Genomic DNA, 14627 nt, shown 5'->3' on the forward strand with positions numbered 1-14627 from the left:
CCCGCATGGCCGATCGCTTCGTCACCATCGCCACTTTCAACGAGGTAACAGAGGCCTACATCCTGAAAGGCCGCCTGGAGGCAGAGGGCATCCTTTGCTTTCTGGGCGATGAGCACATTGTGGGGGCACAGCCGTTTTATTCGGTGGCCGTGGGCGGCGTAAAGCTGAAGGTGACCGCCCAGGATGAGGAAGAGGCGCGCGCCATACTGGCCAGGATACAGGGCGGCACCTCGGAGTTCCTGTACACCGACGACCTGGAGCTGGCCCCGCCGCTGCAGGAGCACGTTCCCGCCCGGGTTTGTCCGGTCTGCGGCTCCGACAACGTCGGCGAGGAGAAATACAACAAAACGGTTTTCTCCCTCAGCTACCTCCTGCTGGGTTTCCCGGTGCCCTTCTTCAGCCGGAAATTTATCTGCTACAACTGCGGCAATCACTGGAAAGGGAAGTAAGCAGGAAGAATTGTCGAAATCTATTGGCTATATATGCCCGGGTGGCAGCGGCCATACCCTACTTTCCCGACAGGTCATTCACCAGTTGCACATAGGCCGTCCGGGCCTCTTCGCTGCTTTTCCCCTCCTGCCCCTTCCAGGCGTCCCATTTGGCGATGCTCTTAAAGTCGAAACCGCCGGGCCGGGGCGTGTTCACGTCGCCGTCGGTGGCCTGCTTGTAGAGGCCGTACAGTTGCAGCAGCACATCGTTGCTTGGCCGCGCTGCCAGGGCCTTTGATCTTTCCACCGCTTCTTCGAATTCTGCCTGTGTCGCCATACGTTATATATACTTGTAGCGTGATGCGTCAAATTAAGAAATATCGGGCTGCTTGCAGCATATTTATCCCTTAATATTCGCTATTTTTAACGGCTCTGTTCTGACCTTTGCGCCTATATAAACCAGCACAACGATAAATATGAAAAACTTTATGACGAAAGCTGCTGCCCCGGCCCTGCTACTCTCCGCTTGCGTGGCCTTTATGCCCGGTTGCACCTCCAGCAACACCGGCAGTGGCAGCAGCGCCGCTACTGTCGCGGCTGATACGGCGGTAATAGCCGAGGCCCCTACCACGCAGCTGCCGCAACCGCCCGTTGCCAAAAAATTACCCAAGGAACTCACCACCCACGGCGAAACGCGCATCGACAACTATTACTGGATGAACCAGCGCGAGGACCCGGAGGTGATCGCTTACCTGAACGCAGAGAACGCCTACACGCAGCAACGATTGGCCGGCACCGAGGAACTGCAGGAGAAGCTGTTCAACGAGATTGTGGGCCGCATCAAGCAGGACGATGCCACGGTGCCGTTCAAGGACGATGGCTACTGGTACTACGTGCGTTACGAGGAGGGCAAGGAGTACCCTATATACGCCCGCAAAAAAGGCACGCTGGAGGCGCCCGAGGAGGTGATGGTGAACGCGAACGAGCGTGCCGAGGGCCTTAGCTACTATGCCGCCGCCGGCATGGATGTGAGCCCCAATAACCAGTTGCTGGCCTTCGGCGAAGACACCGTGAGCCGCCGCAAATACAACATCCGCTTCAAAGACCTGAAGACAGGCAAGCTGCTGCCCGACGCCATTCCCAACACCACCGGCAGCGCCGTGTGGGGCAACGACAACAAAACCGTGTTCTACACCATGAAGGACCCGGCGCTGCGCTCTTTCAAAATCTTCAAGCACACGCTGGGCACGCCTGCCGCCCAGGACAAGGAGGTATACCACGAGGCAGACGAGACCTTCAGCACCTATGTCTACAAAACCAAATCCGACGACTATATCATCATCGGCAGCGGCAGCACGCTCTCGAACGAGTATCGTTTTCTGGACGCGGACAAGCCGAACGGCGTGTTTAAGGTGATACAGCCCCGCGAGCGCGGCCTGGAGTACAGCGTGGACCACTTCGGCGATAAGTTTTATATCGTCACGAACAAGGACGGTGCGACTAACTTCAAGCTGATGCAGACACCGGTAAGCAAGCCGGGCAAAGCCAACTGGAAGGAAGTGGTGCCGCACCGCGAGAACGTGCTGCTGGAGGGCATCGAGATTTTCAGGGATTACCTGGCCCTGCAGGAGCGCAAAGACGGCCTCTCCCAAATCAGGGTGAAGAAGTGGAACGACCCGAAAACGGATTATTATATAGACTTCGATGAGGAGGCTTACACCGCCTACATCAGCACCAATCCCGACTTCGACAGCAAAGAGTTGCGCTTTGAGTACAGCTCCCTCACCACACCAAGCTCAACCTACGATTATAACATGGAGACGAAGGAGCGCGAGCTGCTGAAGCGCCAGGAGGTGGTAGGCGATTTCGACCCGGAGAACTATGAGGCAAAGCGCATTTTCGCCACTGCCGACGACGGCACCAAAATCCCGGTGTCGCTGGTGTACCGCAAGGGGCTTGAGCTGAACGGGCAGAACCCGACGCTGCTATATGGCTACGGCTCATACGGCAACAGCATGAACCCCGGCTTCAGCTCGGTGCGCCTCAGCCTGCTGGACAGGGGCTTTGTGTATGCCATCGCCCATATACGCGGGGGCCAGGAAATGGGCCGCCAGTGGTACGAGAACGGCAAGCTGCTGAAGAAAAAGAACACTTTCACCGACTTTATTGACGTCGCGGAGTACCTGATTGAGCAGCGGTACACCAATCCCGACAAGCTGTTTGCCCAGGGCGGCAGCGCCGGTGGTTTGCTGATGGGCGCCGTGGTGAACATGCGCCCCGAGCTGTTCAAAGGCGTGCTGGCGGCCGTGCCGTTCGTGGATGTGGTGACGACGATGCTCGACACCAGCATTCCACTGACGACAGGCGAGTTTGACGAGTGGGGCAACCCCGCCGAAAAGCAGTACTACGACTACATGCTGTCTTACTCACCCTATGACAACGTGGAAGCCAAGGCTTATCCGAACATGCTCGTCACCACCGGCCTCCACGATTCGCAGGTGCAGTACTGGGAACCCGCCAAATGGGTGGCCAAGCTCCGCGAGATGAAGACGGACGACAACATGCTGCTGCTGCACACCAACATGGAGGCCGGGCACGGCGGCGCCTCCGGCCGCTTCGAGCGCTACAAAGAGACAGCCCTGCAATACGCATTCCTCCTGAACCTGCTGGAGCAGAACCAGTAAGTTGGATTGCTGGTTGCTGATTGTTAATTGTTTTTACTTTTAAAAGAAGAAGCGGGCCTTACAGCCCGCTTCTTCTTTTTTGTGATGTCTGGCGCTCAAGTATCCGGCTTCAGAGTCAGCCTGTAAGTAAACCTATTTTAAAACGTTCACATACAACAGGTGTATCTGAGAGGCTGTTGTAAAACCTACTAAAGCCTTTTAATAAGTATTGTAATCATGGCAATATAGCTCATGCTTTGGTAGTTCACTCTGTTTTTCTCATAGTCCTTACCAGGCACCTGGCATGTAGCATCCAGGCGAGGGTTCTCTCCACCACCCACCTTCGCGGCAGCACTTTGAAGCCTTTCGCACCGTCTGTGCGCAGCACCACCTGCCAGCACCAGCCTATGCTGTGCAGCCTGATTTGACGCGCGCCTTCTCGCCCAGAAAAGCATTGATCGCCTCCCAACTGCCGTCCTTGCTCCACTGGCTGAAGTAGCCATAGACCGTTTGCCAGCGGGGAAAGTCATGCGGCAAGCTGCGCCAGCTGCAGCCGTTTTCACCATATAGAATATAGCGTTCAATGCTTCTGTTAAATCCGCAGGGGGGCCGGCCGCCCCGCTTGCTGGGGGTTTTTACAACTGGGAGGGCCTGTTTGAATCTCTCCCAGCCCTTCTTACTCATGTCGCTTGGATATCTGCCCCCTTTTTCTTTCTTTTAGTTGGTGATCACCTAGGTTTTGAATAGTTGGTCGTTCAACTTTCCTAACCAAAGTGAGAACTTTATTTATTCACCCCATTTAGGTTCTGAAACAGTTTCTTAGAAAAAATCTATTAAGTTGGAGGCTTATGAAAACCCTACCTATCAACTGGCTTACAGAGGGGCTCATCGATTTTGAGTACAAAAAGTACATGCTGCTGGCCTACCTCAAAGCCGCCAAAACCGAGTTCGGCCAGCGCCGCCTCTACCCCGTCTTGTCGGACCTGATCATGCACTACCGCCACCTGCTGCAGGTGAAGGAGCACAAGCAACTGGTCTACGAGACGTTCCCCAAGCGCATCAGCCGCGCCGATTTCGAAAAGCTGGAGCTGGTGTACCAGAAGATTGTGGAAGACGACGAAACGATGCAGCAGATCGAGGAGATTATCGCGTACGCCGCGCCGCGCTTCAACCAGACGGTGGCGTCTGGGCAGGAACTGTATGATTTTGTGGAGCGCCACCTCGAAATCAGCCCCGTCGGCATCACGCCCATGTACCACGACGAAGGCTATCTGTTCCTGGATGCTTTCCCGGGCAAGGAAACGCATGTTTATATATACCGCATGACCGTTTTTGAGAACGCGTACGAAAAGTACAGGGGCATAAACACACAGCTGCTGCAGACAGTGCGCCGCGGGCTGGCCCAGACGCACGAAAACCTGAAGGGGCAGCTGCTGCGCGAACGGCAGGCGCTGCCAAACCCCGCCACCTTTGCCGTGGTGTCTCGGATACCGGTGCCCCTGGAGCACTCGCTGCTGCCCATCGCCAAGCGTTCGCTGGTGAAGTACGTGGCCCGGCTGTCCGCCTGACGGCTGCCAAAGCCGGGGCGGCGCCTTCGGTTTTGCTGCCCCGGTTAATTTATTTTCGCTTACATAGTAGGCAGTTGAACAAAAAAAGCCTTAAATTTGTACTTCAATTACGAATTGACTAATAATTGACCTGAGCGTCAGTAAAATTTATATAGAAGAGGCGAGAGAATAGGCTCCAAGACCCTCTGGCAACCACCCGTTTGGGAAGGTGCCAAGTCCTATCCCGCGGGGCGGGAGCATATAAATTTAAGATATAATGCAAACTACAGCTTACACATCGCCTTTTGTTTCCGGTAGCCACCTTGCTGCCACCCTTCCTGCCTCGGCATATTTCCGCAACACCCCTGCTTTTTACTGTTGTTGCTGCTGTATGCAGTGCTGCTAACTTGCCGGATCTGTTGCCTCAGATGCAACCCCTCAGTACTTTTGCGCCGCAAGGTGTTCCTTTTTCCCATGCTGTTTCGGTTATTCATCAGGCAACGCCGCCCTTTGGCTTAATTTGCACGGGCGAGCAACGGAACTGGTTATACCACAGGGATATAGGCAAGGCATATATACGAACACCCACTAAGATTTAATATTTCAACATGAGTCAGATATCAGCTTTAGAAACCAAGATGCCGGCCCTGCTCGGCCTGCTGGAGGGCAAAAGCATAGAAGAGAGCCTCGCCATACTGGCCGCCCAGTTTCCGGGGCAGATCGCTTTCTCCTCCAGCCTCGGCATCGAGGATCAGCTCATCACGCATTATATATTCGAGAACAACCTGCCGATCCGCGTTTTCTCACTGGACACCGGCCGCCTCTTCAACGAAACCTACAACCTGCTGCACAAAACCAACGAGCACTACGGCAAAAAGATAGAGGTCTTTTTCCCGCAGCACGAGGCCGTGGAGCAGATGGTGACAGAGAAAGGCACGCTCAGCTTTTACGCTTCGGTGGAGAACCGCAAGCAGTGCTGCTATATCCGGAAGGTGGAGCCGCTGAAGCGCGCGCTGCAGGGTGTGCAACTCTGGATTACCGGCATCAGGGCCGAGCAGTCCGACGCCCGCCACGACCTGCAGCTGCTGGAGTGGGACCCGGGTTTCCAGATGATCAAGTACAACCCGCTCCTGACCTGGTCTTTCGACGCCGTGCGTGAGGCCGTGCGCCAGCTCCATATCCCCTACAACCCGCTGCACGACAAAGGCTTTGTGAGCATCGGCTGCGCCCCCTGCACCCGCGCCATCGCCGAGGGTGAGGACTTCCGGGCAGGACGCTGGTGGTGGGAGAGCGACTCCAAGAAAGAGTGCGGGCTGCACGCACGTTAATTAAAAGGCTAAATGGTTTGATTGTTAAATGGTTGGAAGCATATACCTGAATTTTCAACAATTTAACAATACAGCAATTGAACAATTAAAATATGACGAAGAGATATTTAGATTACCTCGACCAGCTGGAGGCGGAAGCCATCCATATCATGCGCGAGGTAGCGGGCCAGTTCCAGAAACCGGCTCTCCTGTTTTCAGGCGGCAAAGACTCCATCACGCTGGTGCGTCTGGCCGAGAAGGCTTTCCGGCCGGGCAAGTTCCCGTTCCCGCTGGTACACATCGACACGGGCCACAACTTCCCGGAGGCCATCCGGTACCGCGACGAGCTGGCGGAGAGGCTGGGCGAGAAACTGATTGTGCGCCACGTAGAGGACACCATCAAAAAGCAGAACCTCACGGAGCCGGTGGGCCGCTATGCCAGCCGCAACGGCCTGCAGACCTATACCCTGCTGGAGACCATCGAGGAATTCGGGTTTGACGCCTGTATCGGCGGGGCCCGCCGCGACGAGGAGAAGGCCCGCGCCAAGGAGCGCATCTTCTCGGTACGCGACGAGTTCGGCCAGTGGGACCCGAAGCGCCAGCGCCCCGAGCTCTGGAACATCTACAACGGCCGTATCAGCCTGGGTGAGAACGTGCGCGCCTTCCCGATCAGCAACTGGACGGAGTTGGACGTGTGGAACTACATCAAGCGTGAGGAAATCACCCTGCCCAACATCTACTTCACGCATGAGCGCGATTGCCTGATCCGCGACGGCAAGCTGATGGCCTGGTCGGACTTTATTTACCGCGAGCCGGAAGACGAGGTGGTGAAGCGCCAGGTGCGTTTCCGCACTGTAGGGGATATGACCTGTACTGCCGCCGTGGAGTCCATCGCCTTCGACATCGACTCGGTGATCGCTGAAATCATAGAATCAAAAATAAGCGAGCGCGGCGCTACCCGCATTGACGACAAACTGTCGGAAACCGCCATGGAGGACCGAAAAAAAGGAGGATACTTTTAAGATGGATATATTACGATTTATTACCGCAGGCAGCGTGGACGACGGAAAAAGCACCCTCATCGGCCGCTTGCTGTACGACACCAAGCAGATATACATAGACCAACTGGAGGCAATTGAAAGCTCCGGCAGGGTAAACGAGGACGGCGAGGTAGACCTGTCGCTGCTGACGGACGGCCTGAAGGCGGAGCGTGAGCAGGGCATCACTATCGACGTGGCCTACAAGTATTTCAACACGCCGCGCCGCAAGTTTATCATCGCCGATGCGCCGGGCCATATCCAGTATACCCGCAACATGGTGACGGGTGCCTCTAACTCCAACCTGGCCATTATACTGGTAGACGCGCGCCATGGCGTGCAGGAGCAGACGCGCCGCCACTCCATCATCTCTTCTTTGCTGGGCATTCCGCACCTGGTTATCTGCATCAACAAAATGGACCTGGTTGGTTTTGATGAAAACGTATATAACCAGATTGTAGAGGACTACCGGAAGTTCTCCAAGAAGCTGACATCCAAAGACATCACGTTTATTCCGGTGAGCGCCCTGAAAGGCGACAACATCGTGGACCGATCCGCGGCCATGCCGTGGTACAACGGCCCGAGCCTGTTGGAGCATCTGGAGCAGGTGCCTGTGTCGCAGGACTTTAACCTGGACGATTCCCGTTTCCCGGTGCAGTACGTGATACGCCCGCACACACACGAGCACCACGACTACCGGGGCTATGCCGGCAAGGTAATCAGCGGCATCTACCGCAAAGGCGATAAGGTGATCGTGCTGCCATCGGGCCAGACATCTACTGTCAAGTCGGTGGAACTGGGCGGCAAGGTGTTAGAGGAAGCATTTGCGCCGCAGTCGGTGGTGCTGCAACTGGAGGATGACGTGGACATCAGCCGCGGCGACGTGATTGTGAAGCAGGAAGAGGAACTGGACGTGACGAAGGAGTTTGAGGCGCTGGTTTGCTGGATGGACGCAAAGGCGCTGAAGCCGGGCGCTAAGCTGCTGCTTCGCCACAACGCCACCGAAACGCGCGCCGTTATCCGGCAGATACAGTACAAGGTGGATGTAAACACCCTTGACCGCATCGAGGACGTGGACCAGGTGCAGTTAAATGACGTTTGCCGTGTGCAGGTGCGCACCGCCACACCCCTGCTGGTGGACCCGTACCTGAAGAACCGCTCCAACGGCGGCTTTATCCTGGTAGATGAAACTTCCTACACCACGGTGGGGGCTGGCATGGTAGCTACGGTGTCGCATGAGAGTGAGCTCAATTACATGATTTAAAGCATAGACACTGAGAGGTCTTAGACCAACCATATATAAAAGAGGCCGCTGCGGGTAATCCTGCAGCGGCCTCTTTTATATATGCCTGAATAGATTTATATATAGCTGGCTCCTCAGCCTGCCACCACTTCAAAGCTGTGCGTGATGGTGGCGGTTTTATATAGAATGGCGGCTACTGAGCAGTACTTGTCCATCGAGAGGCTGACTGCTTTTCCTACCCGCTCTTCTTCCAGCGGGCCTCTCAGCGTAAAATGCACATGAATCTCTTTGAACAGGGAGGGCACCGCCCCGGCCTCCCGCACTGCCGTTACTTTAATGCGGAACGAATCGATTTGCTGGCGCTGCTTCTTGAGTATCTGGATGATGTCGATGGCGCTGCAACCGCCGAGTCCCATCAGCAGCAGCTCCATCGGGCGGGCGCCTGCGTTGTGGCCGCCAATCTCAGGAGAGCCGTCTATATGCACCTCCACTCCGGAAGTACCCACTCCGGCGAAATGAAAATCCTGGTCTACGCGTGCTAAGTTAACTTCCATATATGGTTTCTTTCTTTTGATCGGCAGAGTATCAGCGCAAATGCGCCTTTACTGCCTCACTCTTGTTTAGCTGGTATTGAATAAATTTGATGGGGGTGCGAGCTTGCAGCTCGTACCCCCGTCTATATATAAGGTACGAACTGCAAGCTCGCACCAGCAAAAAGACGGCAATTGCGAAGAATGCCCACTGATGCTTTTTATTTGTTTCATTGCTGAAAACCAAACAACAACCGACAATCAGCAACTAACAACCACCTATCAAACCTTCGCCAGCGCCTGCTCGATGTCCCCAATGATGTCCTGGATGCTCTCCAGTCCGACAGACACCCGGATCAAACCATCTGAAATACCGGTGGCGGCTTTCTCTTCGGGGGATAGTTTGGAGTGCGTGGTAGAGGCCGGGTGCGTGGCAATGGTGCGGGTGTCGCCCAGGTTGGAGGTGATGGTGGCCATCTGCAGGTTGTCCATAAAACGCTTGGCTGCCTCATAGCCTCCCTTCACCACGAAGGTCAGAATGCCGCCGCCCTGCTTCATCTGTTTTTTAGCCAGCTCGTACTGCGCGAACGACGGCAGGAACGGGTAATTCACCACTTCCAGCGCCGGGTTCCCTTCCAGTGTCTCCGCCAGTTTCATTGCATTTTCGCAGTGCTTGTCGATACGCAGCGAGAGCGTCTCAAGGCTCTTGGACAGCACCCAGGCATTGAACGGCGACAGGGCCGGGCCGGTATGGCGCGAGAAAAAGCGGATTTCCTTGATCAGATCCTGCCGCCCCACTATCATGCCGCCCAGCACCCGGCCCTGCCCATCGATGTACTTGGTGGCCGAATGCACCACCAGGTCCGCGCCAAAGTCTATGGGCGTTTGCAAAATGGGCGTGGCAAAGCAGTTATCCACCACCAAAAGCAGGTTGTGCTTCCGCTTGAGCTCACCCAGCCATTCCAGGTCAATCAGCTCCAGCCCGGGGTTCGATGGCGTCTCCACCAGAATCATCTTGGTTTGCGGCGTAATCAGGCGCTCCCATTCCTCCGGCTTGTCGGCGTCGGCATAGGAGTGCGTAATGCCCCAGCGCGGCAGAATGGAGGTGAGCAGTTGGTGCGTAGAGCCGAACACGGCGCGACCGGCCAGCACGTGGTCTCCGGCGCTCAGCAGCGCGGCCATGCTGGTAAACACCGCCGACATGCCCGTGGCAAAGGCAAAGCCGTCTTCCGCCTTCTCCAGGTAGCACATTTTCTGCACCAGCTCGTCCACGTTCGGGTTGGAGAAGCGGGAGTAGATGTTGCCCGCCTCTTCGTCGGCGAACACGGCGCGGGCCTGCTCGGCACTGTCAAAAATAAAACTGGAAGTGAGGTAAAGAGGCACGGAGTGCTCCCGGTTATGGCTGCGTTTGGCCTGCAGCCGGATGGCCTTTGTTTCGTTATCAGACATTTTATATATGCTTGTTAAGGCTGCACCGCGCTATCGGCAGACAGTGGCCAGGTAAAGTCTTAGGTTATATATGGCAAAGGTACGCATGGCCTGCCGTTTCTCCCTAGGGATTTGGCCATCTACTTGCATGCTACCCGAAGAAGGTCATGAAAATCATGCGCAGGCTGACGATGATGATGACAATGCCGACGATGATCATCATGGTTTTCACCGGAAGCTTCCGGGCAAGCATGGCGCCCAGCGGCGCTGAGATAGTGCCCCCCAGAATCAGGCCGATGATGATTTGCCAGTGTGAAATGCCTGCCAGCGAGATGAAGGCCGCCGAGCTGGCAAAGGACACGAAGAACTCCGCCAGGTTCACGGAGCCGATGGTGTACATCGGGTGCCGGCCCTTCGCTATTAGCGTCGAGGAAACAATCGGTCCCCAGCCGCCGCCGCCAATGGCATCCATAAAACCGCCGACAGCACCCAGCATGCCAAGCCGCGTCACAGGGCTCTTCTTTACACGCTTCTTCAGTACCTTCCGGATAATGAGAATGCCCAGAAACAGGGTATATCCCGCCACGATGGGCTTGATGAGGTAGATGTACTCCTCCAGCGTAAAGAGGAGGTAAGCCCCCGCTATGGCCCCCAACACGCCGGGTACCACAATGGTCTTGAAGAGCTTGCTGTTGACGTTGCCGAATTTAAGGTGCATCCAGCCGGAGGCGCCCGAGGTGAAAATCTCGGAGGCATGCACGCTGGCGCTGGCCGCTACCGGCGATATGCCGAAACTCAGCAGGAAAGTGGTGGCGCTCACGCCATAGGCCATGCCCAGGGCTCCGTCGATGAGTTGGGCCACAAAACCAGCCAGTATAAAGATGAGGATCTCTCTGTCGACCTGCGCGGCCACGTCCAGGGCCAAGTGGCCGATGGTGCTGAAAGGGATATAGCTGAAGAGCAGGTGCCCCGTCACCATCAGGGATATGGCCGCCAGCACCAGCATCAGCACAACGGTAGTGCTGTACCTCGATTTTTTACGGGCGACAGGGGCTTTGGGCTCCACCAGCACCTCCGTCACCTCGTTCAGGCGCTTCACCTTGTAAGCAAAGTCGCCGGTGAGCTGGGCGCGAAGTCTGGTGAGTTTGTCCAGCACCTGCTCTATCTCATCAGGCAGCGCCTCGTTCAGCACCTGCTTCAGGCGCTTGGCAACTGTCGGGGATTTCCCGTTGGTGGAGATGGCGAGCTTCAGGCTGCCCTTCTGCACGATAGACCCCAGGTAGAAATCGCACTGCTGCGGCGTGTCAGCTACGTTGGTGAGAATCTTGCGCGATTTCGCCAGGTCCCGGATAGTCACGTTCAGCACATGATCGTCCGTCGCCACCAGCACAATGTCACGATCCGCCAGGTCCTCTTCCCGGAATTCCCGCTTCTCGAGCCTCACCAGCGGGTGGCGGCTGGCCAGTTCTTCAATTTCGGGCAATATGGCCGGGGCAACCAGCAGCACCTGCGCCTGCGGGCTGTTAGCCAGGATGGCCGAGAGTTTCTCGAGCCCTACGTTGCCCCCTCCCACTACCAGCGTCTGCAGTTGCTCCAGTTTCAGGAAAACGGGGAACAGCGGGTTGATAACCGGCTGCACCGTAGCCGGGGGAGAGTCTTGTATTGTATTCTGCGAACTGCTCATGTATCTCGTATGTCGTCCTTTGTGAGGTAGGTGCTACGCGTTTATCGGTTCCTGCACCTGTTTCTGGCTGCTGGCCCTGCCGCACCTGCCCTACCCACGATGGCCTTTAGGACCGCTTCGGCGGCAGCATCATTTCTTACCGCCTGCTATATATCTTACCTTCCTGATGCCATCTTCAGTCAATTTTGAGCAACTGAATACTGAATAATTGAATTCAGATATCAGTATTCAGTTATTCAAAATTCCTGCCTACGCCCCACGCTCTACCGGCTTTGGCGAAGGCATTTGCCGCTGCTGCTGGCGGTAGCTGGAGGCCTGCTGCAGAAACAGCAGCGCCTGGCCTATATACTCGCGGGCGAATGCCTCCGACGGCTCATGCTGGTTTAGCTGGAGCACCGTCTCTTTAAAGCTGGGCTCAAAGGCAAACGTGCCTTCCGCCACATAATTTGCGTCAAAATCATCGATGATGCCGATCTGGGTATTTCCCTTCAGGCCCTTATCGAGCAGCAGCGCCTTAGCCGTGCTCACAAACGAACCGTAGCCGTAGTAGATGGCATCGGCAAAACGCTTGCCCTCCAGGGCCTCGGCGGCCCACTCCAGTTTCTCATCAGACTCATACAGCAGGGTGACCACGAGGTCAATCATCACACCCGCGCACTCTCCCACGCCGATGGCCGTCGAGTACTCCTCCTGGTGGCCCCAGTCGATAAAGTCGTCCGGCGTCAGGTTGGTCAGGTCGGCCAGCGGCTTCAGCAGCTGGTAGAAATAGTTTTTGCCCTGCCGGTCGTAGTAGTCGTTGAAGCGCTCGTTGTCCTCTTTGTTCGCGTAGTAGTCGTTGATCACGTAGCGCAGCGCGTCCGTTGCCTTTTTGCTGGGCACCTTGATGATTTTGTCTGATGCCCGGCCCACGCCGTTCCCGACGGTGCCGCCGCCCAGCAGCACCTGCAGCGCTGGCAACACGTTTTTGCCGCTCTTCAGCGACGAGCCATGGAAGCCGATGTTGCTGATGCCGTGCTGTCCGCAGGAGTTCATGCAGCCGCTTATCTTAATTTTGATGTCGGTGTTGAAGATCAGCTCCGGGTACTCCCCGATGATGATGTCTTCCAGCACTTTGGCAAAATTGGTGCTGTTGGAAATACCCAGGTTACAGGTGTCGGTGCCGGGGCAGGTGGTAACGTCGGCCACGCTGTCGAAGCCCGGCTCCGCCAGGTTCAGGGCCTCCAGTTGCGCAAAGAAGTAGGGCAGCGCCTCCTGCTTCACATACTTCAGCAGCAGCCCCTGGTTCTGGGTTACGCGTATCTCGTCGCCGGCAAAGTCGCGCACCAACGGAGCCAGTATTCTGGCTGTGTCGGAGCTGATGTCGCCGGTCGGCACTTTTATATAGATGCCAAAGTAGCCCTCCTGCTTCTGGGCGAAGACGTTGGTTTTGAGCCAGGCGTCATACTTTTCCGTGTTCTCAATGATATAATCCGGGATGGCTTTCGGGGCCGGGAGCGCAGGCGTGAAGTCCACGGTTTCATCCACCTCAAAGCTGTGTACTTTCAGCGCCCTGGTCTCTTCCTTTATCAGGCGCATCACCTCGTCCAGCCCTATCTTGCTGATCACATACTTGAACCTGGCCTTGTTGCGGTTGCTTCGCTCGCCATAGCGGTCAAATACCCGGATCACACTCTCAATCACCGGAATCACCTGGTTGGCGGGCAGGAACTCGTACATCGGCTGCGCCAGCATGGGCTGTGCCCCCAGGCCGCCCCCGATCACCACTTTAAAGCCGCGCACCAGTTTTCCGTTCACCTCCTGCACTTTAGGTATAAAGCCCAGGTCGTGGATATAGCTCATGGCGGTGTCGCGGTCGCTGGAAGAGAAGGTAATCTTGAATTTGCGGCCCATCTCCTGGCAAATCGGGTTACGCAGGAAGTAGCGGAAGGTGGCATCGGCGTAAGGCGACACATCAAAAGGCTCATTCGGGTCGATGCCCGCCTCCGGCGACGCCGTCACGTTGCGCACGGTGTTGCCGCAGGCCTCCCGGATGGTAATGTCCTCCTCATCCAGTCGGGTCCAGAGCTCGGGAGTCCTGTCCAGGCTCACAAAGTGAAGCTGTATGTCCTGGCGCGTGGTCAGGTGCAGGTTGCCGGTAGAGTACTCATCCGAGATGCCGGCTATATGCAGAAGCTGTTTTGTGGTGACCCGGCCAAAAGGCAGCTTGATGCGGATCATCTGCACCCCCAACTGGCGCTGGCCATATATACCGCGCGCCAGGCGCAGGCTCTTGAACTTGTCTTCCTGCATCTTGCCGGTGCGGTACATGCGGATTTTCTTCTCCAGCTCAATGATATCCTTCTCAACTATCGGGTTCTCTATTTCGGATCTAAAGGTTTGCATACAAAAGTATTTTAGTGGATGAGCCGGTCAAGGCTTCTGCTCGGGTTGCTATTTAAATTATGAGGGTCCAGAAGTGCCTGCCGCAAAGCACACAGAGGCAGCCATATAGGCAGGGGCATTCAACAACAGCCACAAGTGCCGCGCCGCGCACCGTCGGGCAAAAGGCCGGAGGCTTTGTTATATATGATAAAGGAGACAATGGTAGATGTCATAAACTTGTGGCTGCGCCGCTTCCTGTGTTGTTAAAAAATGGGCGGGTGATGCGTTCCCCTGCTTCCTGCGGCATGCCTGTGCCGGCACGGGCGGGCGTCACTTTAGTTAGAAGGATGAACGGCAGCAACAACAGCACATCACAGGCAGCGATGCGGCAAGATTGTC

At 56.1% G+C, this 14627-nt stretch carries 12 protein-coding genes and 1 riboswitch; of the genes, 6 read left to right on the forward strand and 6 right to left on the reverse strand.

The features are described 5' to 3' along the window. Window positions 1-5: 5 nt before the first annotated feature. Complete coding sequence (locus tag GSQ62_RS04805) at window positions 6-449, forward strand: putative signal transducing protein (protein WP_161888454.1); 444 nt, start codon at window positions 6-8, stop codon at window positions 447-449. 58 nt (window positions 450-507) lie between these two features. On the opposite strand, the gene GSQ62_RS04810 is transcribed toward GSQ62_RS04805, so the two are convergent. After that, on the reverse strand, window positions 508-765 hold the full coding sequence (locus GSQ62_RS04810) for an acyl-CoA-binding protein (protein WP_161888455.1): 258 nt from the start codon (window positions 763-765) through the stop codon (window positions 508-510). A 139-nt stretch (window positions 766-904) separates the two neighbouring features. Here GSQ62_RS04810 and GSQ62_RS04815 point away from each other — a divergent pair, with 139 nt between their 5' ends. Further along, the gene (locus GSQ62_RS04815; protein WP_237586987.1) at window positions 905-3112 is read left to right on the forward strand and encodes a S9 family peptidase; all 2208 of its coding nucleotides are present in this window, start codon (window positions 905-907) and stop codon (window positions 3110-3112) included. A 384-nt stretch (window positions 3113-3496) separates the two neighbouring features. Here GSQ62_RS04815 and GSQ62_RS04825 read toward each other — a convergent pair whose 3' ends face one another. Beyond that, window positions 3497-3775, reverse strand: coding sequence for a transposase (locus tag GSQ62_RS04825; RefSeq protein ID WP_161888456.1), 279 nt, complete (start codon window positions 3773-3775; stop codon window positions 3497-3499). A gap of 164 nt (window positions 3776-3939) precedes the next feature. Between GSQ62_RS04825 and GSQ62_RS04830 the strand changes: the two genes are divergently transcribed. The 4 genes from GSQ62_RS04830 to GSQ62_RS04845 all read left to right on the forward strand — a co-directional run bounded on the left by GSQ62_RS04830 (window position 3940) and on the right by GSQ62_RS04845 (window position 8246). Next, window positions 3940-4659, forward strand: a complete 720-nt coding sequence (locus GSQ62_RS04830; RefSeq protein ID WP_161888457.1) for a hypothetical protein — start codon at window positions 3940-3942, stop codon at window positions 4657-4659. Window positions 4660-4803: 144 nt separating this feature from the next. Then, window positions 4804-4906, forward strand: a riboswitch (SAM riboswitch). Window positions 4907-5246: 340 nt separating this feature from the next. After that, the gene (locus GSQ62_RS04835) at window positions 5247-5966 is read left to right on the forward strand and encodes a phosphoadenylyl-sulfate reductase (protein ID WP_237586989.1); all 720 of its coding nucleotides are present in this window, start codon (window positions 5247-5249) and stop codon (window positions 5964-5966) included. A gap of 92 nt (window positions 5967-6058) precedes the next feature. Then, window positions 6059-6967, forward strand: coding sequence for a sulfate adenylyltransferase subunit CysD (cysD, locus tag GSQ62_RS04840; protein WP_161888458.1), 909 nt, complete (start codon window positions 6059-6061; stop codon window positions 6965-6967). A gap of 1 nt (window position 6968) precedes the next feature. Next, window positions 6969-8246: a sulfate adenylyltransferase subunit 1 gene (locus GSQ62_RS04845; RefSeq protein ID WP_161888459.1), complete on the forward strand. Its 1278-nt coding sequence runs from the start codon at window positions 6969-6971 to the stop codon at window positions 8244-8246. A gap of 113 nt (window positions 8247-8359) precedes the next feature. Here the strand turns inward: GSQ62_RS04845 and GSQ62_RS04850 are convergent, their stop codons facing one another. The 4 genes from GSQ62_RS04850 to GSQ62_RS04865 all read right to left on the reverse strand — a co-directional run bounded on the left by GSQ62_RS04850 (window position 8360) and on the right by GSQ62_RS04865 (window position 14249). Continuing rightward, complete coding sequence (locus tag GSQ62_RS04850) at window positions 8360-8779, reverse strand: OsmC family protein (protein WP_161888460.1); 420 nt, start codon at window positions 8777-8779, stop codon at window positions 8360-8362. A gap of 258 nt (window positions 8780-9037) precedes the next feature. Beyond that, the gene (locus GSQ62_RS04855) at window positions 9038-10204 is read right to left on the reverse strand and encodes a trans-sulfuration enzyme family protein (RefSeq protein ID WP_161888461.1); all 1167 of its coding nucleotides are present in this window, start codon (window positions 10202-10204) and stop codon (window positions 9038-9040) included. A 130-nt stretch (window positions 10205-10334) separates the two neighbouring features. Beyond that, window positions 10335-11867 carry a TSUP family transporter gene (locus GSQ62_RS21035; RefSeq protein WP_161888462.1) on the reverse strand — a complete coding sequence of 511 codons (1533 nt, stop codon included), beginning with the start codon at window positions 11865-11867 and terminating at the stop codon, window positions 10335-10337. A 249-nt stretch (window positions 11868-12116) separates the two neighbouring features. After that, a complete protein-coding gene (locus GSQ62_RS04865) occupies window positions 12117-14249 on the reverse strand; it encodes a nitrite/sulfite reductase (RefSeq protein ID WP_161888463.1) in 2133 nt (710 codons plus the stop codon). Window positions 14250-14627: the final 378 nt, after the last annotated feature.

Source organism: Pontibacter russatus, from assembly GCF_009931655.1.
Taxonomy (GTDB): Bacteria; Bacteroidota; Bacteroidia; order Cytophagales; family Hymenobacteraceae; genus Pontibacter; species Pontibacter russatus.